Source organism: Sphingomonas sp. J315 (assembly GCF_024666595.1).
Classification (GTDB): domain Bacteria; phylum Pseudomonadota; class Alphaproteobacteria; order Sphingomonadales; family Sphingomonadaceae; genus Sphingomonas.
The window spans coordinates 2,008,395-2,030,142 of record NZ_CP088296.1 but is presented as its reverse complement, the minus strand read 5'-3'; the positions used below and the strand labels follow the sequence as shown (position 1 = coordinate 2,030,142).

At 67.0% G+C, this 21,748-nt stretch carries 23 protein-coding genes, 1 tRNA gene and 5 pseudogenes; 14 read left to right on the top strand and 15 right to left on the bottom strand.

Annotated features, from left to right (window positions below; genetic code table 11):
• The first annotated feature begins 61 nt into the window (after window positions 1-61).
• Window positions 62-979 (top strand): hypothetical protein, encoded by a 918-nt coding sequence (locus tag LRS08_RS10445; RefSeq protein WP_257843749.1) that lies wholly within the window; start codon window positions 62-64, stop codon window positions 977-979.
• Window positions 980-981: 2 nt separating this feature from the next.
• On the opposite strand, the gene LRS08_RS10440 is transcribed toward LRS08_RS10445, so the two are convergent.
• Window positions 982-1,057, bottom strand: a tRNA-Lys gene (locus LRS08_RS10440).
• A gap of 45 nt (window positions 1,058-1,102) precedes the next feature.
• Window positions 1,103-1,570 carry a 2-amino-4-hydroxy-6-hydroxymethyldihydropteridine diphosphokinase gene (folK, locus tag LRS08_RS10435; RefSeq protein ID WP_257843750.1) on the bottom strand — a complete coding sequence of 156 codons (468 nt, stop codon included), beginning with the start codon at window positions 1,568-1,570 and terminating at the stop codon, window positions 1,103-1,105.
• 22 nt (window positions 1,571-1,592) lie between these two features.
• On the opposite strand from folK, the gene LRS08_RS10430 reads away from it, so the two are divergent.
• Together LRS08_RS10430 and LRS08_RS10425 are read left to right on the top strand one after the other, a co-directional pair.
• Window positions 1,593-2,252, top strand: a complete 660-nt coding sequence (locus LRS08_RS10430; protein WP_257843751.1) for a uracil-DNA glycosylase — start codon at window positions 1,593-1,595, stop codon at window positions 2,250-2,252.
• A gap of 315 nt (window positions 2,253-2,567) precedes the next feature.
• Window positions 2,568-2,834 (top strand): annotated as a pseudogene (locus LRS08_RS10425) (endonuclease domain-containing protein); the annotation flags it as partial.
• Between the two features lie 143 nt (window positions 2,835-2,977).
• Here the strand turns inward: LRS08_RS10425 and aguB are convergent.
• Window positions 2,978-3,831 (bottom strand): annotated as a pseudogene (gene aguB / locus LRS08_RS10420) (N-carbamoylputrescine amidase).
• On the opposite strand from aguB, the gene LRS08_RS10415 reads away from it, so the two are divergent.
• Window positions 3,758-3,967 carry a hypothetical protein gene (locus LRS08_RS10415; protein WP_257845541.1) on the top strand — a complete coding sequence of 70 codons (210 nt, stop codon included), beginning with the start codon at window positions 3,758-3,760 and terminating at the stop codon, window positions 3,965-3,967. The pseudogene aguB and the gene LRS08_RS10415 sit on opposite strands and share 74 nt — an antisense overlap.
• Before the next feature lie 431 nt (window positions 3,968-4,398).
• Here LRS08_RS10415 and LRS08_RS10410 read toward each other — a convergent pair.
• A pseudogene (locus LRS08_RS10410) lies at window positions 4,399-5,352 on the bottom strand (agmatine deiminase family protein); the annotation flags it as partial.
• Between the two features lie 18 nt (window positions 5,353-5,370).
• Window positions 5,371-7,030 (bottom strand): annotated as a pseudogene (locus LRS08_RS10405) (M28 family metallopeptidase).
• A gap of 177 nt (window positions 7,031-7,207) precedes the next feature.
• Here LRS08_RS10405 and LRS08_RS10400 point away from each other — a divergent pair.
• Window positions 7,208-8,143, top strand: coding sequence for a hypothetical protein (locus LRS08_RS10400; RefSeq protein ID WP_260480691.1), 936 nt, complete (start codon window positions 7,208-7,210; stop codon window positions 8,141-8,143).
• Between the two features lie 82 nt (window positions 8,144-8,225).
• Entirely contained in the window at window positions 8,226-9,173 is a 948-nt protein-coding gene (locus LRS08_RS10395; protein ID WP_312026684.1) for an alpha/beta fold hydrolase, read from the top strand.
• Between the two features lie 124 nt (window positions 9,174-9,297).
• On the opposite strand, the gene rpsD is transcribed toward LRS08_RS10395, so the two are convergent.
• From rpsD to rpiB, 6 genes and pseudogenes are all read right to left on the bottom strand, one after another.
• The gene (gene rpsD / locus LRS08_RS10390; RefSeq protein ID WP_257843756.1) at window positions 9,298-9,912 is read right to left on the bottom strand and encodes a 30S ribosomal protein S4; all 615 of its coding nucleotides are present in this window, start codon (window positions 9,910-9,912) and stop codon (window positions 9,298-9,300) included.
• Window positions 9,913-10,066: 154 nt separating this feature from the next.
• On the bottom strand, window positions 10,067-10,297 hold the full coding sequence (locus tag LRS08_RS10385; RefSeq protein WP_257843757.1) for a hypothetical protein: 231 nt from the start codon (window positions 10,295-10,297) through the stop codon (window positions 10,067-10,069).
• A gap of 58 nt (window positions 10,298-10,355) precedes the next feature.
• Window positions 10,356-11,072, bottom strand: a complete 717-nt coding sequence (locus LRS08_RS10380; RefSeq protein WP_257843758.1) for an RNA methyltransferase — start codon at window positions 11,070-11,072, stop codon at window positions 10,356-10,358.
• Window positions 11,069-11,530: a transcriptional regulator NrdR gene (gene nrdR, locus LRS08_RS10375; RefSeq protein WP_257843759.1), complete on the bottom strand. Its 462-nt coding sequence runs from the start codon at window positions 11,528-11,530 to the stop codon at window positions 11,069-11,071. Before nrdR ends, LRS08_RS10380 begins: the two co-directional genes overlap by 4 nt.
• Window positions 11,531-11,533: 3 nt before the next feature.
• A pseudogene (gene glyA / locus LRS08_RS10370) lies at window positions 11,534-12,839 on the bottom strand (serine hydroxymethyltransferase).
• A gap of 11 nt (window positions 12,840-12,850) precedes the next feature.
• Window positions 12,851-13,288: a ribose 5-phosphate isomerase B gene (gene rpiB, locus LRS08_RS10365; RefSeq protein WP_257843760.1), complete on the bottom strand. Its 438-nt coding sequence runs from the start codon at window positions 13,286-13,288 to the stop codon at window positions 12,851-12,853.
• Between the two features lie 106 nt (window positions 13,289-13,394).
• Between rpiB and LRS08_RS10360 the strand changes: the two genes are divergently transcribed.
• The 3 genes from LRS08_RS10360 to LRS08_RS10350 all read left to right on the top strand — a co-directional run bounded on the left by LRS08_RS10360 (window position 13,395) and on the right by LRS08_RS10350 (window position 15,833).
• On the top strand, window positions 13,395-13,853 hold the full coding sequence (locus tag LRS08_RS10360; RefSeq protein WP_257843762.1) for a hypothetical protein: 459 nt from the start codon (window positions 13,395-13,397) through the stop codon (window positions 13,851-13,853).
• Between the two features lie 97 nt (window positions 13,854-13,950).
• Window positions 13,951-15,186 carry a DUF3419 family protein gene (locus LRS08_RS10355; protein ID WP_257843764.1) on the top strand — a complete coding sequence of 412 codons (1,236 nt, stop codon included), beginning with the start codon at window positions 13,951-13,953 and terminating at the stop codon, window positions 15,184-15,186.
• Window positions 15,187-15,212: 26 nt separating this feature from the next.
• Window positions 15,213-15,833, top strand: a complete 621-nt coding sequence (locus LRS08_RS10350) for a class I SAM-dependent methyltransferase (protein WP_257845443.1) — start codon at window positions 15,213-15,215, stop codon at window positions 15,831-15,833.
• Here LRS08_RS10350 and LRS08_RS10345 read toward each other — a convergent pair.
• A complete protein-coding gene (locus LRS08_RS10345) occupies window positions 15,830-16,411 on the bottom strand; it encodes a hypothetical protein (protein WP_257843765.1) in 582 nt (193 codons plus the stop codon). The genes LRS08_RS10350 and LRS08_RS10345 overlap by 4 nt on opposite strands.
• Window positions 16,408-17,181, bottom strand: coding sequence for an SDR family oxidoreductase (locus LRS08_RS10340; RefSeq protein WP_374580416.1), 774 nt, complete (start codon window positions 17,179-17,181; stop codon window positions 16,408-16,410). The genes LRS08_RS10345 and LRS08_RS10340 overlap by 4 nt, the downstream gene beginning before the upstream one ends.
• Window positions 17,182-17,235: 54 nt before the next feature.
• Here LRS08_RS10340 and LRS08_RS10335 point away from each other — a divergent pair, with 54 nt between their 5' ends.
• Both LRS08_RS10335 and LRS08_RS10330 read left to right on the top strand, forming a co-directional pair.
• A complete protein-coding gene (locus tag LRS08_RS10335) occupies window positions 17,236-18,003 on the top strand; it encodes an ATP-binding cassette domain-containing protein (protein WP_260480688.1) in 768 nt (255 codons plus the stop codon).
• Entirely contained in the window at window positions 18,000-19,526 is a 1,527-nt protein-coding gene (locus LRS08_RS10330) for an ABC transporter permease/substrate-binding protein (RefSeq protein ID WP_260480687.1), read from the top strand. The genes LRS08_RS10335 and LRS08_RS10330 overlap by 4 nt, the downstream gene beginning before the upstream one ends.
• Before the next feature lie 29 nt (window positions 19,527-19,555).
• Here the strand turns inward: LRS08_RS10330 and LRS08_RS10325 are convergent, their stop codons facing one another.
• Complete coding sequence (locus tag LRS08_RS10325) at window positions 19,556-19,846, bottom strand: 4a-hydroxytetrahydrobiopterin dehydratase (RefSeq protein ID WP_066660334.1); 291 nt, start codon at window positions 19,844-19,846, stop codon at window positions 19,556-19,558.
• A 38-nt stretch (window positions 19,847-19,884) separates the two neighbouring features.
• On the opposite strand from LRS08_RS10325, the gene LRS08_RS10320 reads away from it, so the two are divergent.
• From LRS08_RS10320 to LRS08_RS10310, 3 genes are all read left to right on the top strand, one after another.
• Entirely contained in the window at window positions 19,885-20,295 is a 411-nt protein-coding gene (locus tag LRS08_RS10320; protein WP_257843768.1) for a metallopeptidase family protein, read from the top strand.
• A gap of 100 nt (window positions 20,296-20,395) precedes the next feature.
• Window positions 20,396-20,875 (top strand): heme ABC exporter ATP-binding protein CcmA, encoded by a 480-nt coding sequence (ccmA, locus tag LRS08_RS10315; protein WP_374580420.1) that lies wholly within the window; start codon window positions 20,396-20,398, stop codon window positions 20,873-20,875.
• Window positions 20,872-21,516: a heme exporter protein CcmB gene (locus LRS08_RS10310; protein ID WP_260480686.1), complete on the top strand. Its 645-nt coding sequence runs from the start codon at window positions 20,872-20,874 to the stop codon at window positions 21,514-21,516. Before ccmA ends, LRS08_RS10310 begins: the two co-directional genes overlap by 4 nt.
• Here LRS08_RS10310 and LRS08_RS10305 read toward each other — a convergent pair.
• Complete coding sequence (locus tag LRS08_RS10305) at window positions 21,513-21,725, bottom strand: hypothetical protein (RefSeq protein ID WP_260480685.1); 213 nt, start codon at window positions 21,723-21,725, stop codon at window positions 21,513-21,515. The genes LRS08_RS10310 and LRS08_RS10305 overlap by 4 nt on opposite strands.
• Window positions 21,726-21,748: the final 23 nt, after the last annotated feature.

The following is a 21,748-nucleotide window of genomic DNA, read 5'->3' as shown; positions in this document are numbered from 1 at the left end:
CTGACGCGCCACCTCGCCCCGCGATTACATCCGCATTGCAGCGCAAAGCGGAGGGATTGCGATGAATGACGCCATGCCGGTTGCCGAACCTGCCATCGCCCGCGCGCTGATCGTCGCGCCGGTTGCCGCGCAGGATCGGCATGCCACAGCACTCGCAGCAGGCGGAGCGCGGGTGTTGCGCACAGTCGTTCCAGATGGACTGGAGGTGGCGCTCGAGTCGCTGATCGTCGTCGAGCTGATCCTGATCGACGGCGTCGGTCTCGCCCCCGATCGCGCGGCGGCGAGTGCAGAGCGGATCGTCGACTGGGCGCGAGGCGGAGATTGCAGGATCGTCGCCCTGCTCGATCGGGACGCGCTCGACCTCGCCGCGCCGGTATTGCTGGATGCGGGCGCGATGTTGCTGTGCGATCCAGCCGCATCGGACTATGCCGCCGCGCTGGCCCTGGCGACGGTGCCGCCGGGTGCCCGACTGTACGACGCGACGCGTGAGCGCGAGACGGAGCGGTTGCGGTTGCTCAACGAGGAAGTCGCGCGGCTCGCCGCCGTATTGTCCGATTTCGCCGCCGACCCGGTCCGACGCGAACTGCGCGAACGCGGTCCCAGTTTTCGCGCGGAGCCGAGCGCAGTCCCCGATCCCGATCCGCGCACCGTTCGCGCCACGATCCGCGCTCGGCGGCTGCGCGACCAGCATTTCGCGCCCGAGCTGTTCGCCGATCCCGCCTGGGACATGCTGCTCGACCTTTACGCCGCGCGGCTGGAAAGGGGCCGGGTGTCGGTGTCCAGCCTGTGCATCGCCGCGTCGGTCCCGCCGACCACTGCGCTGCGCTGGATCGGGACGATGCACGATGCGGGGCTGTTCGAGCGCGAGGCCGATCCCGGCGATCGGCGTAGAGCGCACATCATGCTGTCGGCGCGGGCGGCGGATGCAATGCGGGGATATTTCGCGGCGGTCGCGCGGCTGGGGCTGATGCCGGCCTGAACTGGTGAGCCCTGATGGATTCGAACCATCGACCTACTGATTAAAAGTCAGTTGCTCTACCGACTGAGCTAAGGGCCCCCATGCTGGGTCAGGCGCTGCACCTAGGGGCGCGGACGCGGCGGGTCAACCGGGGAGGCGGGCCGCAAGCTGGCGAATGGTGCGCGCCGTCAGCGGATCGCGCCACTCGGGGACGATGCTGGCGAGCGGGTGCAGGACGAAATCGCGCTGGCGGAACAGCGGGTGCGGGACGGTGAGGCCGGGGCTGCTCCACGCGCCGCCCGACCAGAGGATCAGGTCGAGGTCGATCACCCGCGCGTCCCAGCGACGACCGCGGCGGCGGCCGAAGCTGCGCTCGATCTGCTTGAGGCGGGCGAGCAGTTCGGTCGGAGATTCGGCGGTCTGGATCAGGATCGCGGCATTGGCGAAGCGGCGGCGGGAGGGGCCGAGCGGGGCGGTTTCGATCACGGAGGAGCGCGCGACCACCCCGCCGATCGCCGCGACCGCCGCCGCCAGTTCCTGACGCGGCGAGCCGTGGCGGCCGCGCCGGTTCGATCCCAGCGCAATGACATAATGGTGGGTTGAGGCGCTCACCTGCCCCGCCTATCCCGGCTGCATGATCCCGCCAAGCCCGTTGCCCGATACCGAGCCGCCCCGCGATTGCCCGCGCTGCCCGCGCCTCGTCGCGCTGCGGCAGGAGTTGCGGGCGGAGTATCCCGACTGGTGGAACGCGCCGGTCCCGGCGTTCGGCGATCCGACAGGCTGGCTGGGCATTATCGGCCTGGCCCCCGGCAAGCATGGCGCGAACCGGACCGGGCGGCCCTTTACCGGGGATTTCGCGGGCGACCTGATGTTCGCGACGCTGGCCAAGTTCGGGTTCACCAGCGGAACCTATGAGAGCCGCGCCGATGACGGCTTGCAGCTGAACGGCGCGATCATCGTCAATTCGGTCAAATGCCTGCCGCCCGAGAACAAGCCGACGCCCGAGGAAGCACGAACCTGTCGCCCCTTTGCCGAGGCGCAGGTCGATGCGCTGCCCAATGCCCGCATCTTCATCGCTTTGGGCCAGATCGCGCACCAGAGCGCGGTCAAGATCCTCGGCGGCAAGCTGCCCAAGTGCCGCTTCGGGCATCTGGCGGAACATCGCATGCCGGATGGGCGGGTGCTGATCGATAGCTATCACTGCTCGCGCTACAACCAGAATACCGGGCGGCTGACGGCGGAGATGTTCGAGGCGGTGTTCGCGCGGGCGCTCGAGTTGCGCGGAACGGTGTGAGCGTCCGACGAAGCTGACGTTTTCGATGGCGTTTCCGGCTGAGGCGACCGTGAAGCGACCGGTTCGAGACTGCAACGCGACACCGGCGCGACGGCTGCGCGACGCCGGGTGGCGGGGTGTCAGGCTGTTAGCGAAGGGCATGGTGGCTGTCCCCGAGTGTCGAAGGGGCAGATGAGATATGCCTGATCAGGGTCTGTAGGAAAGCGGGTTCTGGGGGCCACAGCAGCGAAGTCTGGCCCATCATGCCTCCCCTCCCTGAAAGGGAGGGGTCGGGGGTGGGTTGGCGGGCGAAGCACGCCATTCTACGCTCACCCCATGCGACGCCGGATCGACCCAGAGCTGACCCGAAGGGCACGTGAGCTGCGCAACAATCCGACGTCCGCAGAGAAAGCGATCTGGCACCGTATCGCGCGCTATCGCCCCGCCTTCACGCGACAGCTGGTCGTCGCGCCGTTCATCATCGACCTGGCCTGCCGACAGGCACGACGTGGCATCGAGTTCGACGGCAGCCACCATCTGGATGCGTTGGACGCCGATGCGCGGCGGACGCAGTATCTGGAAACCCAGGGCTGGCGCATCATCCGACTGTGGAATTCGGACGTGCTGGCGAACCCCGATGGCGCGGCCCTGCATATTCTGGCGACAGCCGCCGAGTGCCTCGGCGGCACCCACCCCAACCCCTCCCTTCCAGGGAGGGGAGAGAAAGACGCCGCCGCTTCGACTGATCAGACGTCCTCGACCATGCGCCGGTACAGCTCCGGCCGGCGGTCGCGGAAGAAGCCCATGCCGGCGCGGTGCTTGCGCGCGCGGTCGAGGTCGAGCGTGGCGGTGAGGACGCCGGTTTCCTCCGCGCCGAATTCGGCAAGGATGTCGCCCCATTCGTCGCAGATGAAGCTGTGGCCGTAGAAGCGCTGGTCGCCCTCGGTGCCGATGCGGTTAGAGGCGATGACGGGGACGACGTTGGACACGGCATGGCCGATCATCGCGCGGCGCCACATGCGGCTGGTGTCGAGATCGGCGTCATAGGGCTCCGACCCGATCGCGGTGGGGTAGAACAGCAGCTGCGCGCCCATCAGCATCATCGTGCGCGCGGTTTCGGGATACCATTGGTCCCAGCAGATGCCGACGCCGAGCGCCGCGTCCTCCGCGGGGCCGTCCCACACCTTGAACCCCGTATTGCCGGGGCGGAAATAATATTTCTCTTCATAGCCGGGGCCGTCGGGAATGTGGCTCTTGCGATAGACCCCCGCGACCTTCCCGTCGGGTCCGATCATCGCGAGGCTGTTGTAGAAATGCGGCCCGTCCGCCTCGAAGAAGCTGGTCGGGATGTGAATCTGCAGCTCCGCCGCGAGTTTTTGCATCGCGGTGACGGCGGGGTGGCTGGCGAGCGGTCTGGCGGTCGCGAACAGCGCCTCGTCCTCGACCCGGCAGAAATATTCGCCTTCGAACAATTCGGGGGGAGGACGACCTGCGCGCCCTTCCCTGCCGCCTCGCGCACGAGGTCGGTGACGTTGGCGATGTTCTGCGCCGTGTCGGTGGTGAAAGCGAGCTGGAGCGCGGCGACGGTGATCTGGGTCATGCGGGGGTATTTAGGGCGTGGGCCTCCCTTCGTCACCCCGGACTTGTTCCGGGGTCCACCGGGCGGCGGGCGCATCGGCATGACGGCGAGCGGTGCGCTGGCGGCGGGGTGGACCCCGGCACGGGGGCCGGGGTGACGATTGTGGGGAAGGCCGCCCTCTACCATCGTCGTCCCGGGCTTGACCCGGGACGGGGCTGTTCTTCTCTCCCGTAGCGCGAAGAAGAAGCCTTGGCCCGGCTCAAGGCCGGGCTGACGAGCGGGGTTGGGGATCGCCTAAACGCGAGCGCCCGGCACGATAGCCAACCAGCGCAGCACCGACCCACAGCATCGTAGGGACACTGATCAAGGCGAGCCCGGCCACATACCAAGAGAACCAAGACGGATCAGCAACCCGTGCGGCCAAGAAGACAGTCGTGTAGATCGTCAACGGAGCCACAGCCAGCGCTGCCAGCATCGCCCGCCGGGTCCGACGCATCCGAAGCTGCGCCAAAGCGAAACCCAATATGGCGGGCCCTAGGAGGATCGTCGCCCAGAACCACCAGTCAGCGTAAAGGCCGCCGTCCGAGTTCACTTCGGAATCTGCTGCGAGATGCAGTGGAAACTCCCGCCGCCGGTCAGGATATGGTCCGCGCGCAAGCCCACTGCCTCGCGGCCCGGGAAGAGCGCGCCGATCGTTTCCACCGCCTTGCGGTCATTGGGTTGGCCGTAGACGGGCACGACCACCGCGGCGTTGCCGATGTAGAAGTTCATGTAGCTTGCCGGCACCACCTCATCGCCATGGATGACGCGGCCGGGCGAGGGGATGGGGACGACCTCGACCCCGAAGGCTTCGGCGCGGCGTTTGGCGTCGGCATAGACCAGCCAGTTGGGGTCGTTTTCCTCCGGCACCGGGATCGCCAGGCGGTTCTCGCCGACGAAGCGGGCGAGATTGTCGACATGGCCGTCGGTGTGATCGTGGGCGAGGCCGTTGCCGAGCCACAGCACGCGATCCAAGCCGAGATCCTCGCGCAGCCGCCGCTCCGCCTCCCATTGCGACAGGCCGGGGTTGCGGTTGCGGTTGAGCAAGCACTGTTCGGTGGTGACGACGAGGCCCGTGCCGTCCCAGTCGATCGATCCGCCCTCGAGGATCCAATCATGCTCGACCGTGTCGATCCGGCGCTTCGCGGCGAGGCGGCGGCCGATATCCTCGTCGCCGTCATATTCATATTTCCCGCCCCAGCCGTTGAAGCCGAAGGCGTGGCCAACGCCCTTGTCGTCGACGATCACGCCCGTGTCGCGCAGCCAGATGTCGCCGAACGGGGCGACCACGACCTTGGCGGTATCGCCCACGAGCAGGGATGCGGCCCCCGCCGCTTCGTCATCGGCGGCGACCAGCAGCACCTGTTCCCCCGCCCCATCGGCATGGACCGCGCGGGCGAAGGCCGCGACCTCGGCGCGCGCGGCGCCGAGCGAGTCCCAGAGTTCGGGATGGCTGGGAAAGCCGATCCACACCGCCTTGTGCGGTGCCCATTCGGGGGAAGGTGCGGGGTCGTCACGTGTTTACTTGGCTCCTGCGCGGGATTTGTCGCGGGCGGCACGGAATTCGTCGCCCTCGACCCAGTTGGGCCAGGCGGCGCTCATCGCGAGCATGCGGCCGACCGCGTAATAGATTTGCAGGTCCTTTTCCGCGCCCGCCCAGTTCCAGTTGGGATCGAACTCATCCTTCGGACCGTGGTACTTGTTCTTCTCATAGTCCGCGGCGGCGGCGCGGCCCGCGTCGCGCCCGCCCTCGATCAGGTCGTCGCCCGCGTCGAAATAGAGCATCGGCACGCCATGCTTGGCGAGCATGAAATGGTCGGAGCGATAGTAGAATCCCTTTTCCGGGGTCGGTTCGGCATTGGCCATGCGGTTCTGCTTGGCGAGCGCGGCCTTGAGATAGGTGTCGAGTTCCGACTTGCCCATGCCCATGACGACCACATTCTTTGCAGGCGGCGTCAGGTTCATCGCGTCGATGTTCACCCCGCCCACGGTCTTGGCGAGCGGATAGACCGGGTTGTCGCCATAATATTTGGAGCCGAGCAGGCCCGATTCCTCGGCGGTGACGGCGAGGAAGACGAGGCTGCGGTCCGGCGCACCGGCGTCCTTGTTCGCCTTTGCGATCGCGATCAGCGCGGCGGTGCCGGTGGCATTGTCGATCGCGCCGTTGCAGATGTCGTCGCCATCGGGCGCGGCCTGGCAGCGACCGAGATGGTCCCAGTGCGCGGTGTAGAGGACATATTCGTCGGGCCGCTTGGCACCGGGGAGGATGCCGATGACATTCTTCGACGCATGTTTGCGGATGCTGTTGTCGAAGCTGACCGATGCCTTGACGTCGCCCAGCGGCACGGCCTTGAAGCCCTTGACCTTCGCGGCGGCGGACAGCTTGTCGAAATCCTGGCCCGCGCTGGCAAACAGCGCCTTGGCCTTGTCGAGCTGGATCCAGCCATTGGCGGCGGTCTGGTCCATATGGCCGTTGGCGGCGTCGGCGACCTGCTGCTCGCCGGTCCAGCTCGATTCTGACGACATTCCAGCCATAGGCCGCGGGCTGGGTGTCGTGGACGATGATCGCGGCGGCGGCACCCTGACGCGCGGCTTCCTCGTACTTGTAGGTCCAGCGGCCGTAATAAGTCATCGCCTGGCCGCCGAAATCGCCCTGAAGCCCCGCAGTCTCCCAGTCGGGATCGTTGACGAGGATGACGACGGTCTTCCCCTTCACGTCCACCCCGGCATAGTCGTTCCAGCCCTTTTCCGGCGCGTTGATGCCGTATCCGACGAACACGACGGGGCTGTCCTTGACCGCGATCCTGGGCGTGACGCGATAGGTGCTGACGACCATTTCGGAGCCGTATTTCAGGCTGATCGGCGCGGTGCCGCCGGTGAAGCTCAGCGGCGAGACATTCTGCGCAGTGATCGCGACCAGCGGCACGTCCTGAAACCAGCTGCCGTTGTTGCCCGGCTGAAGCCCCGCCTTCTGGAACTGGTCGACGAGATAGGCGAGCGTCTTTTCCTCGCCCGGCGTGCCGGGGGCGCGGCCTTCGAACTCATCCGACGACAGCGTCTGGGTGGCCGCCTTCATCAGGTCCATCGGCATGGCGGGCAGCGCGACGTCCGGCACCGTCGCGGTGTCGGAAGCGGTCGAACAGGCGGCAAGGCCCAGCAGGGCGAGCAACGCGAGGCGCATGGGGCATCGTCTCCACAGATACTTGTGATGCGGGGACTATTGGCAGGGGGCGGCAGCGGGGGCAAGCGGCGGGTGCGACGCGCCCGCGCCGTGCCAATCGCCGCAATCTCCGGCTGCCATCACCCGGCTTGCCGAATACTCAAACCGGCAATAGCCTGACCCGGCAAAGGGGGTATTATGCGATTTTCGATTATTCTGGCCGCGCTTGCCGTGGCTGCGTCTCCGGCTGCCGCGCAGAATTTCGACGCCGCGAAGGCGTTCGGTGCGCGCGAATCGGTGAGTCAGGTCAGCCTGTCGCCCGACGGGACACGCATCGTCTATGTCGCGCCCCATGCTGGCCGGGGATCGGCGGTCTATGTGGCAAAGCTCGACGGCTCTGCCCCGCCGGTGCGCGTCGGGGTCACCGACGGCAAGCCCGATCGCGTCGGCTATTGCCGCTGGGCGAGCAACACGCGGCTGCTGTGCAGCGCCTGGGGGATCATCGCCAATCCGCTGTTGATGACCGTCTCGCGCCTGATCGCGATGGACGCGGACGGGAAGAATGTCGGGGTGATCGAACAGCCGGGTACCGGACGCGAACTGCTGGGCGATACCAGCTATGGCGGATCGGTCATCGACTGGAACCCCGGGACCGACGGCAGCGTGCTGATGATGCGCGGCTATGTCCCCGAATATGATACCGGCACGCGGCTGGCGCAGACCAGACGCGGGGTGGGCGTCGACCTGATCGACGTGACCACGATGAAGGTGCGCAATGTCGAGCGGCCCGCCGAGGACGTGACCCGCTACATCACCGATGGGCGGGGCAATGTCCGCATCATCGCGCGCGTGGTGCTGCGCGACGGCTATTCGACCGGCCCCCGCCTCTATTCCTTCCGCCGCAAGGACAAGCAGCAATGGGAGGCGCTGAGCCGCACCGATTCTGACCGACCAAACCGATCCGGCATTCATGCCCCAGGCGGTCGATCCGACGCTGGACATCGCCTATGGCTTCAAGCGCCACAACGGACGGCTGGCGGTGTTCAGCAAGGCGCTGGACGGGAGCGGGACGGAGACGCTCGTCTATGCCCACCCCGCAGTCGATGTCGATGGGCTGGTCCGGATCGGTCGTAACCGCCGCGTGGTCGGGGTGAGCTATTCCACCGACAAGAGCCATGTCCATTATTTCGACAAGGACGTCGCGACGCTGCGCACGATGCTGGCCCGGGCGCTGCCCAAGCTGCCATTGCTCGACATCGTCGATTCGAGCGAGGACGAGAAACGGATGCTGGTGTGGGCCGGCAGCGATACCGATCCGGGCCGCTATTTTCTGTTCGACCGCACGACCAAGCAATTGTCCGAGGTGATGCTGACCCGCCCCGAGCTGGAAAATGTCGCGATGGGGACGATGCGGCACATCAGCTACCCCGCCGCCGACGGTACGATGATCCCGGCCTATCTGACTTTGCCGCCGGGCAGCAGCGGCAAGAACATCCCTGCGATCGTGCTGCCGCATGGCGGGCCAGGCGCACGCGATTATTGGGGCTTCGACTGGCTGTCGCAATTCTATGCCAGCCAGGGTTTTGCCGTGCTGCAGCCCAATTTCCGCGGGTCGGCGGGCTATGGCGATGCCTGGTTCCAGCGCAACGGATTCCAGGACTGGAAGGTTGCAATCGGCGATGTGTCCGATGCCGGGCGCTGGCTGGTCAAGCAGGGGATCGCCGATCCGGCACAGCTCAACATCCTTGGCTGGTCGTATGGCGGCTATGCGGCGCTGCAATCGGCAGTGGTCGATCCCGACCTGTTCAAGCGGGTGGTGGCGATCGCCCCGGTAACCGATCTGGAAAAACTCAAGTCGGACAACGAGGGTTATTCAAGCTATGTCGTGGTGTCGCGCTTCGTGGGATCGGGACCGCATGTCATCGAAGGGTCGCCCGCCCGGCAAGCCGCGAAGATCAAGGCACCGGTGCTGATGTTCCATGGCGATCAGGACCTGAATGTCGCGATCGGCCAGGCGCGGCTGATGCAGGACAAGCTGAAGGCCGCAGGTGCCACCAGCGAGCTGATCGAGTATCCGGGCCTCGACCATTATCTGGAGGACAGCGCCGTGCGCGAACAGATGCTGCGCAAGACGGCAGCGTTCCTGAAGGCACCGGTGAAGTGAATTCGAGGGCGGAAGGGGCCGGCGTCGCGCCCCTTCCGCCCCGGCCCGATCCGGAACGATCCACACAACGAAAAAGGGCGGCCCTTGCGGACCGCCCTTTTGCTTGTTCAGCTGACGCCGAAACTTAGCGCGAGTAGAATTCGACGACCAGATTCGGTTCCATCTTCACCGGATAGGGCACCTCGTCGAGGGTGGGCACGCGGGTGAAGGTGATCTTCGACGCGCCATCCGGAGCGATGTAGTCGGGGATGTCGCGCTCGGCCAGGCTCTGCGCTTCCATCACCAGCGCCATCTCGCGCGCCTTGCTGCCCAGCTCGACGGTTTCGCCGACCTTGATGCGGCGCGAACCGATGTTGCACTTCTCGCCGTTGACCTTGACGTGGCCGTGGTTGACCAGCTGGCGCGCGGCGAAGATCGTCGGCGCGAACTTGGCGCGATAGACGATCATGTCGAGGCGCATTTCGAGCAGGCCGATCAGGTTCTGACCGGTATCGCCCTTCATGCGCGACGCATCTTCATAGGCGCGCTTGAACTGCTTCTCGGTCACGTCGCCGTAGTAGCCCTTGAGCTTCTGCTTGGCGCGCAGCTGGATGCCGAAGTCCGACATCTTGCCCTTGCGACGCTGACCATGCTGGCCGGGGCCGTACTCACGCTTGTTGACGGGCGACTTGGGACGACCCCAGATGTTCTCGCCCATCCGGCGGTCGAGCTTGTACTTGGCGCTGGAGCGCTTCGACATGATAAATTCCTAACAATTGCTACGACGTTGACCCGGCAGCGAACTGCCTGATCGCGATTCCTGGTATCGCCTGTGCATGCGCACAGGGCCGCTGCTTCACCGGAGTGCAGGGCCGATTGCGAAGGCGCGCGCTTAGCTGCGGCGTGGCGGCGAGTCAATCGGGCTTGGTCCGACGACGCTCCTTGCGTTCCTCGACCATGCCGGTCGGATCCTCGAGCGCGCGCCATTCGGCCGCGGTCTTGCAGATCTTGCGCACGCCCATGCGACTGCCGGTTTCCTCGTCAATGCGGCAGATCTTGGGCTCTTTGGTCGGCTTGGGTGCCGGTGCCTTGGCCTCATCGATCGGGGCGGCGGCAAACAGGGCGAGAATAATGGCGCCGAACATGGCAAACTCCTGCTACAGATCAACGCCTTGTACCGCGACATTGACGCGCTGCAACCCGTCAGGCGCGGCTGCGCTTCTTCCCCTCCAGCGCCGACAGCACGCCGCGCATCGTGCGCAATTCCTGTTCGGTCCAGCCCGGCTTGGTCAGCAGGTTGCGCAGCGTCAGCCGCGTCACGCCGACGCGCTCGGGCGGGTAATAATAGCCGCTGTCGGCGAGAAGCCGTTCGAAATGACCGATCAGTCCCTCCAACTCGGCCTGCGGAGCCGGGACGTCGAGGTCGGTGCGCGGCGGCTGGGCGAGACCTTGCGCCTTCGACCATTCATAGGCGACGAGGATCACCGCCTGGGCAAGGTTGAGCGAGCCGAACTCAGGATTGATCGGCACGGTCAGGATCGTGCGGGCGAGGTTGACGTCTTCGGTCGCGAGGCCCGAACGCTCGGCACCGAACAGGATCGCGCTGCGACCCGGCGCGGCGTGGATTTCCGCCGCCGCCTCTGCCGGGTTCACCACCGGCTTGGTCACCCCACGCTTGCGCACGGTGGTGGCATAAACATGCGGGCAATCGGCGACGGCCTCCGCGACACTGTCGAACATCTGCGCCTTTTCAAGCACGATGTCCGCGCCGCTCGCCGCCGGACCCGCCGATGGATTGGGCCAGCCATCGCGCGGCGTCACCAGGCGCATTTCGGTCAGCCCGAAATTGAGCATCGCGCGCGCCGCCTTGCCGATATTCTCGCCAAGCTGGGGCCGCACCAGAACGATGACCGGGTTCACTGCTTCCCGACCTCGCTGATATTGCTCGCGAATTCCTCGAAATCCCTGGCCTCGCGGAAATCGCGATAGACGCTGGCGAAGCGGATATAGGCGACCGAATCGAGGTGCTTGAGTCCCTCCATCACCATCTCGCCGATGCGCTGCGACGGGATTTCGGGGTCGCCCAAAGTCTCGAGCTGGCGCTGGATGCCCGAGACGAGCTTTTCGACCTGATTGGCGTCGATCGGCCGCTTGCGGCACGCGAGCGAGACCGACCGGATCAGCTTGTCGCGGTCGAACGGCTCGCGCTTGTCCTCGGACTTGAGCACGAACAGTTCGCGCAGCTGGATGCGTTCGAACGTCGTGAAGCGGGCGGCGCACGCCTCGCACTGGCGCCGACGACGGATCGCCGCCCCGTCTTCGGTGGGGCGGCTATCCTTTACCTGTGAGGCTTCATGTCCGCAGAACGGGCAGCGCAATCCTCACGCCTCCGGGTAGATCGGGAAGCGTTCGCACAGGGTGCGGACGCGCTGACGGACATTCGCCTCGACCTCGGGGTCGCCGCCCTCGCCCTTGTTCCGCAGGCCGTCGAGCACGTCGGCGACCATGTTGCCGATCTCGCGGAATTCGGCCGGGCCGAAGCCGCGGGTGGTGCCGGCGGGCGATCCGACGCGGATGCCGCTGGTCTTGACCGGGGGAGCGGATCGTTGGGGATACCGTTCTTGTTGCAGGTGATCGCGGCGCGTTCGAGCGCCTCGTCCGCATCCTTGCCGGTGACGCCGAGCGGGGTGAGGTCGATCAGCGCGAGGTGGGTGTCGGTGCCGCCCGAGACGACCGCTGCGCCACGCTCGGTCAGCGTCGCGGCGAGCACCTTCGCATTTTCGACCACCGCGGCGGCATAGCTCTTGAACTCGGGGCGCAGCGCTTCGCCAAACGCGACCGCCTTGGCGGCGATCACGTGCATCAGCGGGCCGCCCTGCAGGCCGGGGAACACCGCCGAGTTGATCTTCTTCGCGATGGCTTCGTCATCGGTCATGATCATGCCGCCGCGCGGCCGCGCAGCGTCTTGTGCGTGGTGGTGGTGACGACATGCGCGTGGCCGAACGGGGTCGGGTGGACGCCGCCGGCGACGAGCCCCGCGAAATGCGCCATGTCGACCATGAACAGCGCGCCGACCTCATCCGCGATCGCGCGGAACTTGGCGAAGTCGATATGGCGCGGATAGGCCGATCCGCCGGCGATGATCAGCTTGGGCTGATGTTCCCGCGCCTTGGCCGCGACCTCGTCGAAGTCGATCAGGTGGGTAACCGGATCGACGCCGTACTGGACCGCGTTGAACCACTTGCCGCTCATCGCCGCCCTGGCGCCGTGGGTCAGGTGACCGCCCGAGTCGAGGCTGAGGCCCATGATCGTATCGCCGGGCTTGGTCAGCGCAAGCATCACCGCACCATTGGCCTGTGCGCCCGAATGCGGCTGGACGTTGGCGAAGCCGCAGTTGAACAGCTGCTTGGCGCGGTCGATCGCGAGCTGCTCGACTTCGTCCGAGGGGTGGCAGCCCTGATAATAGCGCTTGCCGGGATAGCCCTCGGCATATTTGTTGGTGAAGACGCTGCCCTGGGCCTCCAGCACCGCCTTCGACACGATATTCTCGCTGGCGATCAGCTCGATCTGATACTGCTCGCGCTCCAGCTCGTGCGCGACGCCCGCGAATACGGCGGGATCGGCATCGGCAAGCGCGGTGGTGAAGAAGCCGTCCGAGCGGATGGCGCTGATTGGATTGGTGCTCATAGTCTGGTCCTTCAGAGAGCCGGGGACGTCAGCTTGTCCACGCGGCGCTGGTGCCGGTCGCCGCCGAATTCGGTGGCGAGAAATGCGGTGATGCAGGCCTTTGCCATCTCGACCCCGATCAGCCGGGCGCCCATGGCGATGACGTTCGCATCATTATGTTCGCGCGCGAGGGTGGCGGAGAGCGGCTCCGAAACCAGCGCGCAGCGCGCAGCGGGGTTGCGGTTGACCGCGATCGAGATGCCGATGCCGCTGCCGCACAGCGCGATGCCGCGTTCCGCACTGCCGTCGGCAATCGCCGAAGCGAGCTTGTAGCCGAAATCAGGATAATCGACGCTGGCGTTGCTGTCCGGGCCGAGATCGGCGACGTCATGGCCCGCGCCGCGCAACCAGTCGGCAAGCGCCGCCTTGAGGTCGATGGCGGCGTGGTCCGAAGCGATGGCGATACGCATGGGAAGAGCGGTTCGACCCTTGAGCTGAATGGATGACGCGCTCTCTAGGCGTTCGCCGCGGCGATGGCTACACCGGATCGCACGATTCAAGCTGTGGAGGGTGCAAGTGCGGCTTTTGCTGTGGATGGGTGCAGTGGCGTTGTTGTCCGGATGCGGCGGGGAGTTGAGCAACGATCAGCAGGCGGCCCTAGTCGAGAATGCCATCGCCAATGCGGAGGCGGCGGCGCAGAATGTGACGCGCGAGGCCCGGCGCGACCGACTGGCCGAACGGGCGCCGCAGCGCGATGCGTGGATCGGCAAATGGGTCGGCGTCGAGGGGTTGGTGCTGGAAATCGCCAAGGGCGACGAACCGGGCCGCTATCGCATCACCAACAGCTGGAGCCTGGACGAAGGCGATACAGGGACATTCGACGGCCGCGCGAGCGAGGACGGCATCGTGTTCCGGCGCGGTGAGACGCGGGTCGAGCTGGTCGCGGGCGATGGCGACGCGACCGGCATGAAGTGGCTGGCGGGCAAGAAGGATTGCCTGATCGTCGCCCCGGGCGAGGGTTATTGCCGGGATTGATCCGTGACGGTTCGGTTACGGCGGCGGTCACGTAGCTGACACGCAACCACCATATGCGCGCCCCGGAGGGAAGCCGGTTTCCCGGGGAGCCGATCGCATGGGTTCAACTGCCAGCCAGCCGCGCAACGAGGCTGTCCGCAATGCCGTCCACCGCCATGAGCATCTGAGCAAGGAAGGGCTGCTCGAGCGCGCCTTTACCTTCGCGTTCCGGGGGCTGGTCTATGCGCAGATCTGGGAAGACCCCGAGGTCGATATGGAGGCGCTGGCGATCACGCCCGATTGCCATGTCGTCACGATCGCGAGCGGCGGGTGCAACGTCCTGTCCTACCTGACCGCGAACCCGGCGAAGATAACGGCCGTCGACCTCAACACCGCGCATATCGCGCTAAACAAGCTGAAGCGCGCGGCGGCGATTCACCTGCCCGATCATGCGACGTTCCATCGATTCTTCGCGCAGGCCAACCGGCCCGAGAATGTCGCGGCGTATCAGGAATGGCTGCGTCCCCATCTCGACGATGCGACGCGGCGCTACTGGGAGGGCCGCGACCTGGCCGGGCGGCGGCGGATCCGCGGCTTTGCCGGGGGCTTCTACAAGCGCGGGCTGCTCGGCGGATTCATTGGCGCGGCGCATCTGCTGGCCAAGCTCTATCGCATCGACCCGCGCGAATTGCTCGCGGCGAAAAGTGTCGAGGAGCAGCGCGCGATCTTCGAGACGCGCCTCGCCCCGGTGTTCGACAAGAAGTTCGTGCGCTGGCTGATCGACCAGCCGGCGTCTTTGTTCGGCCTGGGAATCCCGCCCGCGCAGTACGAAGCGCTGGCCGGGGACGATCCGCGCGGAATCGGCGCGGTGCTGCGCGCGCGGCTGGAAAAGCTCGCCTGCGATTTCGACCTGTCGGACAATTATTTCGCGTGGCAGGCATTCGGGCGTGGCTATGGCGCGGGCGAGAATGCGCCGCTGCCGCCCTATCTGCGCGCGGCGAATTACGACATGGTCCGCGACCGGGCGGAGCGGGTCGAGGTGCTGCACCAGAATTTCGTCGAGTATCTCGACTCGATGCCGGACGGGTCGCTCGACCGCTATATCCTGCTCGATGCCCAGGACTGGATGACCGATGCGCAGCTGACGCGGCTGTGGGATACGATGACGCGGACGGCTAAACCGGGTGCGCGCGTTCTGTTCCGGACCGCCGCCGCGCCGACCCTGTTGCCGGGGCGCGTGCCGGACGCGATCCTCGATCGTTGGGACTATGCAGAGGCGGAGTCGCGCGACTTTACCGCGCGCGACCGTTCGGCCATTTATGGCGGCGTGCACCTCTATCGCCTCAAGCCGTGACAGCGAATTCCGGTCATGCCGGGCGCATGGACGCCGTCTATGCAATGCAGCGGCACATTTATGACGCGACGCGCAAATATTATCTGCTGGGGCGCGACCGGCTGATCGAGCAGCTCGCGCCCCCGCCGGGCGGGACGGTGCTGGAGGTCGGGTGCGGCACCGCGCGCAACCTGATCGTCGCGTCGCGGCGCTGGCCGCAGGCGCATTTCTTTGGGCTGGATATTTCCGAAGCGATGCTGGCGACCGCGCGGGTGAAGGTGGCGAAGGCCGGGCTGGCCGACCGGATCACGCTGGCGCAGGGCGATGCGACGGCGTTTGATCCGCAGGCGCTGTTCGGGCGCGACGGGTTCGACCGGGTGTTCCTGTCCTACACGCTGTCGATGATCCCCGATTGGGTCGGCGCGATCGAGCAGGGCGCACGCGCGCTGGCACCGGGCGGGCAGCTGCATCTGGTCGATTTCGGGCAGCAGGAGCGGTTGCCGCATTGGTGGCGCACCATGCTGTTCGGCTGGCTCGCCCGGTTCCACGTCACGCCGCGCCGCGAGCTGCCGGTCGCGCTACGCCATGTCAGCCGCGAACAGGGGCGCGAGTTCGGGTTCGAGACACTGCTGCGCGGCTATGCCTGGGCGGGGACGATCCGGGCCTAGTCGGTCCAGCCCCATGGCATCGGCGGCGGCGCGACCGGCCGGGTCAGATCGAACTCCACCCGGAAATGGCGGCCGGGGCGGCGCAGTTCATAGGCGAAGCGGGTCGGCGTCACCTCCATCGCCCAGACATTGGTGACCGACACCGCACGATCATTGGCGCGGAACAGCGCGATCGAGTCGGCATCGACCGGGAAGTCTTGCCGTTCCGCCGTGCCGGGCGTGGCGGTGTCGCCACCGTACATCGTCAGCACGTCGCTCGACCCGTCCTTGTGCCGGTGATCGTGCTTCAACCGAACGCCGTCCGCGGTGCGGGTAAGCACCCAAGTGCGCGAGCGATCCTCGCCGACATGGAAGGGGATGCGGACACGGTCGGATTCGCAGGATGCGACATGCATCACCAATGGCTGGCTGGCGAAGCTAGCATCAGCCGCGTCGGTGGTGACGACACGCCCGGCATAGGCCTTGCCACAATGCGCGGCGATGGCGCGCATGAAACCGTCCTGCGGGTTGGGCGGACGATCCTGTCCGGCACAGCCCGTCAGCGCGAGCGCGGCGGTGGCGAGCAGCGCGGCCTTCACTTGCCACCTCGCGCCTGTTTGCGCATCGACCCGCGCATGAAGCGCGACGCGAACCACATGCGGCGCGCAGTCTTGCCGACCAAGGTGTGCAGCTGGTCGCCATGCACCGCTTCCCAGGCGAGCCGCGCCGCCTCTTCGACGGGCGTGAATTCCAGCCGTGCCGCCTTGACCCGTTCGCGCATCGTCGAGTTGCTGCCCACCGGCATCCCGTCGAGGATCGCGGTGTCGATGAAGCTGGGGAGCAATGCCCGCACACGGATGCCGTCGGCGACCCATTCGGCGTCGAGCGATTCGGTGAAGCCGCGCACCGCGAATTTGGTCGCCGAATAGATCGCCACCCCGCCCGTGCCATAGATCCCCGCCGCCGAAGCGGTGTTGAGCAGGCAGCCCCCGCTGGCTTTCAGATATTTGTACCCGGCATGCGCGCCCCACACGACGCCCATCAGATTGATGTCGACGCAGCGTTGCAGTTCATCCACCGGCGTATCGGCGAACACCCCGCCGACGCCAATCCCGGCATTGTTGAACAATACGTCGAGCCGCCCGCCGCTCGCCGCCGTGAAGTCCGCGAGCGCGCCGTCCCATGCCGCACGGTCGCGCACATCGAGCTTGTGGGTCGTCACCGGCGCATCGCCGAGCAAGGCCGCGGTCTCCGCCATCCCCGTCTCGCTCACATCCGCCAGCCCGATCCGCCAGCCACGCGCCGCGAAGTAGCGGGCGACCGCACGACCGATCCCCGATCCGCCCCCGGTGATGAAGATCGCCTGCATACCCACTCCCCCATGTTTTGACCTTGGCGCGATCATTCCCCATCATGCCCGCCGATGCCAGCGCAAACCGGTCCTTCGGTCGCCCTTGCGGGCGTGACCAAAAGCTATGGCGTGACACGGGCGCTGGACGGGGTGTCGCTGGAGATCGCGGCGGGCAGCTTCGTAGCGTTGGTCGGGCAATCGGGGTCGGGCAAGTCGACCCTGCTCAAGACGATCAACCGGCTGGTCGAACCCGATACCGGGCGGGTCGCGATCGGCGGTGCGGATGTACGTGACGGCGCGCCACATCTGATGCGCCGCCGGATCGGTTATGTGTTCCAGAATGTCGGGCTGTTCCCGCACATGAATGTCGCCGAGAACGTCGCGATCGGGCTGCGCATCGCGGGTGAGCTCGACAGAACAGCGCGGGTGGCGGAATTGCTGGCGCTGGTCGACCTGCCCGGGGATGTCGCAGAGCGGATGCCCGATCAGCTGTCGGGCGGGCAGCGCCAGCGGGTCGGCGTCGCGCGTGCGCTGGCGACACAGCCGGGCCTCATGCTGATGGACGAGCCGTTCGGCGCGCTCGATCCCGTGACCCGCGACGAACTGGGGCGCGCGGTGCGCGCATTGCACGACCGGCTTGGCCTCACCACCCTGATGGTCACGCACGACATGGCCGAGGCACTGTTGCTGGCCGAGCGGGTGCTGGTGATGCAGGACGGGCAGATCGTCGCCGATGCCACGCCGACGGTGCTGGCGCGCGGCGGCGGCGGGGCGGAGGCGCAGGCGCTGATCGCAGTGCCGATGGCCCAGGCCGACGCGCTCGAGGCGCTGAAGGGATGAGCGACGCCTTTGCCCGCGTGCCCGAACTGATGGCGAGCCATTTGCTGCTGGCGATGGCGGCGATGGCGCTGGGGATTGCGATCAGCCTCCCGCTGGCGGTCGCGGCGGCGCGGCATCCGCAACTGGGGCGCGTCGTGCTGGGCGCGGCGAGCCTGATCCAGACGATCCCGTCGCTCGCGCTGCTCGCGCTCTTCTATCCGGTGCTGCTGGCGTTGCGTGGAGTGGTTGGCGACTGGCTGCCCGCGCTCGGCTTTCTCCCCGCCCTGCTTGCGCTGACGCTGTACGCCATCCTGCCGGTGCTGCGGAACGCGGTCACGGCGCTGACGACGCTCGACCCGGCGCTGCGTGAGGCGGCGGACGGCGTGGGGATGACCGCGCGGCAGAAATTGTGGCTGGTCGAAGCCCCGATCGCAGCGCCGGTGGTGATGGCGGGCATCCGCACCGCAGCAGTGTGGACCATCGGCGCGGCGACACTCTCCACCACGGTCGGCCAGCCCAGCCTGGGCGATCTGATCTTTGCCGGATTGCAGACGCAGAATTGGGCGCTGGTGCTGGCCGGGTGCATCGGCGCGGCGGCGCTGGCGCTGGGCGTCGATTTGATTCTGTCGGTGGCGGAGGGCGGCATTCGCAACCGCAAGCCATTGCTGGTGCGGATGAGCGCAGGGGCGCTGCTCGCCGCGCTCTGTGCCGCCGCCTTCGCGCTGGCTCCGGCGACGGGCGGCAAGACGGTGGTGGTGGGTGCCAAGGGCTTTTCCGAACAGTTCATCCTCGCCCGGCTGATCGGCCAGCGACTGGAAGCGGCGGGATATCGCGTCGAATATCGCGAGGGGCTGGGCTCAGCGGTGGCGTTCGGCGCGCTCGCGGCGAGCGATGTCGACGTCTATGTCGACTATTCCGGGACGATCTGGACCAACCAGATGGGGCGCCGCGACGTGCCGCCGCGCGATGCGATCGTGGCGGGGGTCGGTCGGTGGGTTGAGTCCGAGCACCGCGTGACCCTGTTGGGGTCGCTGGGGTTCGAAAATGCCTATGCCTTTGCGATGCGGGGCGACGATGCGGCAAGGCGCGGGATTTCGACGCTGGCCGACCTTGCCGCGCAGGCGCCGCAGCTGAACCTGGCCACCGATGTCGAGTTTCTGGAGCGGCCCGAATGGCGCGCGGTGCGCGATGCCTATGGGCTGCGCTTCCGGTCGGCGCGACCGTATCAGCCGACCTTCATGTATCGCGCGCTGGCGAGCGGCACGGCGGATGTGATCCCGGCCTTTTCGTCCGACGGGCGGATCGCGGCGGACAAGTTGACCGTGCTGGACGATCCCAAGGGGGCGATCCCGGGATATGACGCGATCCTGCTGGTCGCGCCGGATCGAGCCGGGGATTCCCGGTTCGCTGCGGTGCTGCGCCCGCTGGTCGGCGCGATTCCGGTGGAGGCGATGCGCGAGGCGAATCTGATGGTCGACCGCGATGCCGACAAGCGCTCGCCGGATCAGGCCGCGCGATGGCTGGCAGCGAAGGTCGGACTATAGTGCTCCTGCGCAGGCAGGAGCACGGGAGTTCAATCCACTAGCGCGTCGATTGCCCTCGCCATGTCGATATCGCGGCCGGACAGGCCGCCGGCGTCGTGGGTGGTGAGCAGGATGTCGACGCGGTTCCAGACGTTTGACCATTCGGGGTGGTGGTCGGCCTTTTCGGCGAGCAACGCGACCTGCGTCATGAAGGCGAAGGCCTGGCTGAAATCGTCGAAGGTGAAGCTGCGCGTGATCGCGTCGCGACCGGTGTCGTGATCCCATTCAGGCAGCCCTTCGAGCGCGTCGTCGCGTTCCGCCTGGCTCAGTTGTTCGACCATTCTTCCCCTCCGCAGTTCCGTGCGGCATAGCCGGGGCCATGACCGCTGTGACCGAGACCTTTGCGCCAAGTGCCGAACAGATGGAAGCACTCGCGCGCGCGGCGCTGGCGCGGATTCCCGAACCGTTCGCCAGTCATCTGCCCGACATCGTGCTGATCGTGGAGGATTTCGCGGACGAGGACACGCTGCGCGAGATGGGGATGGAGGATCCGTTCGAGCTGACCGGCCTCTATTCGGGGCGGCCGGTGGGCGAGAAACAGGGCTTCGCGCCCGGCGAAATCCCGCAGCCCGACACGATCCACCTCTACCGCGTCCCGCTGCTCGCCGAATGGGTCGAGACGGGCGTGAGCCTGGAAGCGCTGGTCACGCATGTCGTGGTGCATGAGGTGGGGCATCATTTCGGCCTGTCGGACGACGATATGCACGCGCTGGAAGACAGCGTCGCGTGAGCGATTGCGGCATCCGGCTGGAGGGCGTGGCGTGCGCGCGCGGCGGGCGGATGCTGTTCGAGGGGCTCGACCTGAACCTCGAGCCGGGGGCGGGGCGCTGGTGACCGGGCCGAATGGCGCGGGGAAGTCGAGTTTGATCCGGATCATCGCGGGGTTGCTGAAGGCGAGCGCGGGGCGGGTTTCGGTGACGGGGGAGCGCGCATTGCTGGCCGAGGCGGCGGGGCTGGACCCGGAATTGCCGGTGGGTGAGGCGCTGCGCTTCTGGGCCGGGCTGGATGGGCGGCGGGATGCGGTCGAGGGGGCGCTGGACGCGGTCGGCCTACTGCATCTCACTCCGGTGCCGGTGCGGATGCTGTCGACCGGACAGCGCAAACGCGTCGGGATTGCGCGGGTGGTGGCGAGCGGGGCGCCGATCTGGCTGCTCGACGAGCCGGCCAATGGGCTCGACCATGGCGCGATCGGGGTACTGGGTGGACTGATCGCGGCGCATCGCGCGGCGGGCGGGATTGCGGTGGTGGCGACGCATCTGCCGATCCGGATGCAGGGCGCGGGCGAGATTGTGATCGGGGGTGGCGCGTGAGCGGATTCGGCGCACTGGTCGCGCGCGAACTGCGCCGGGCGTGGGCGGCGGGCGGGCTGACGCTGCCGATCGCCTTCTTCCTGCTGGTGGCCGTGTTGTTTCCGTTCGCGGTGGGGCCGGAGCCGAAATTGCTGGCGCGGATCGGCGGCGGGGTGATCTGGGCGGCGGCGTTGCTGGCGGCGTTGCTGCCCGTCGAGCGGCTGGTGGCGCCCGATCTGGAGAGCGGGGTGCTGGATCAGTTGGCGGTGCGCGGCTGGAACGACGCGAGCGTCGCGGCGGCGAAGATCGTCGGGCATTGGCTGGGCTTTGCGCCTGCCCTGCTGCTGGCGTGCGCGGTGGCGAGCGGGTTGCTGGGCCTCTCGCTGGAACAGGCGCTGGCGGCGGGGGTGAGTTTGGCTGTAGGCACGCCGGGACTGGCGGCTTTGGGCGTCGCGACGGCGGCGCTGACCGCAGGGCTGCGCGGCGCGGGCGCGGTGGCGGGGCTGGTAATGCTCCCCTTCGCTGTGCCGCTGCTGATCTTTGGCGCGGGCGCGATGGGGAATGATCCGAGCGCGGTGAAGCTGCTGGGCGCGGTGAGCTTGCTGCTGGTGGCCGGGTGCCCGTTCGTAGCGGGGGCGGCGATGCGGATGGGGCGGGGTTAGGGGAAATTCTTTCGGTCCGACCTTCGGGCAAGTGCATAGATGTCACTTGGACCATAGACTGCCCCATTTGCCATGCGAATCCGCATGTCTTCAACCGATCCCATATGACCTTGTTTGGCGGTCGTGACCAAGATCCAGAGCGGGTCGGTCCGAATCTCATAGCCACCGACCACATCGTCAAGAGTGCCGAGTTCGTCCCAGTCAACCATTGCCAACTCTCCTCGCACTACGG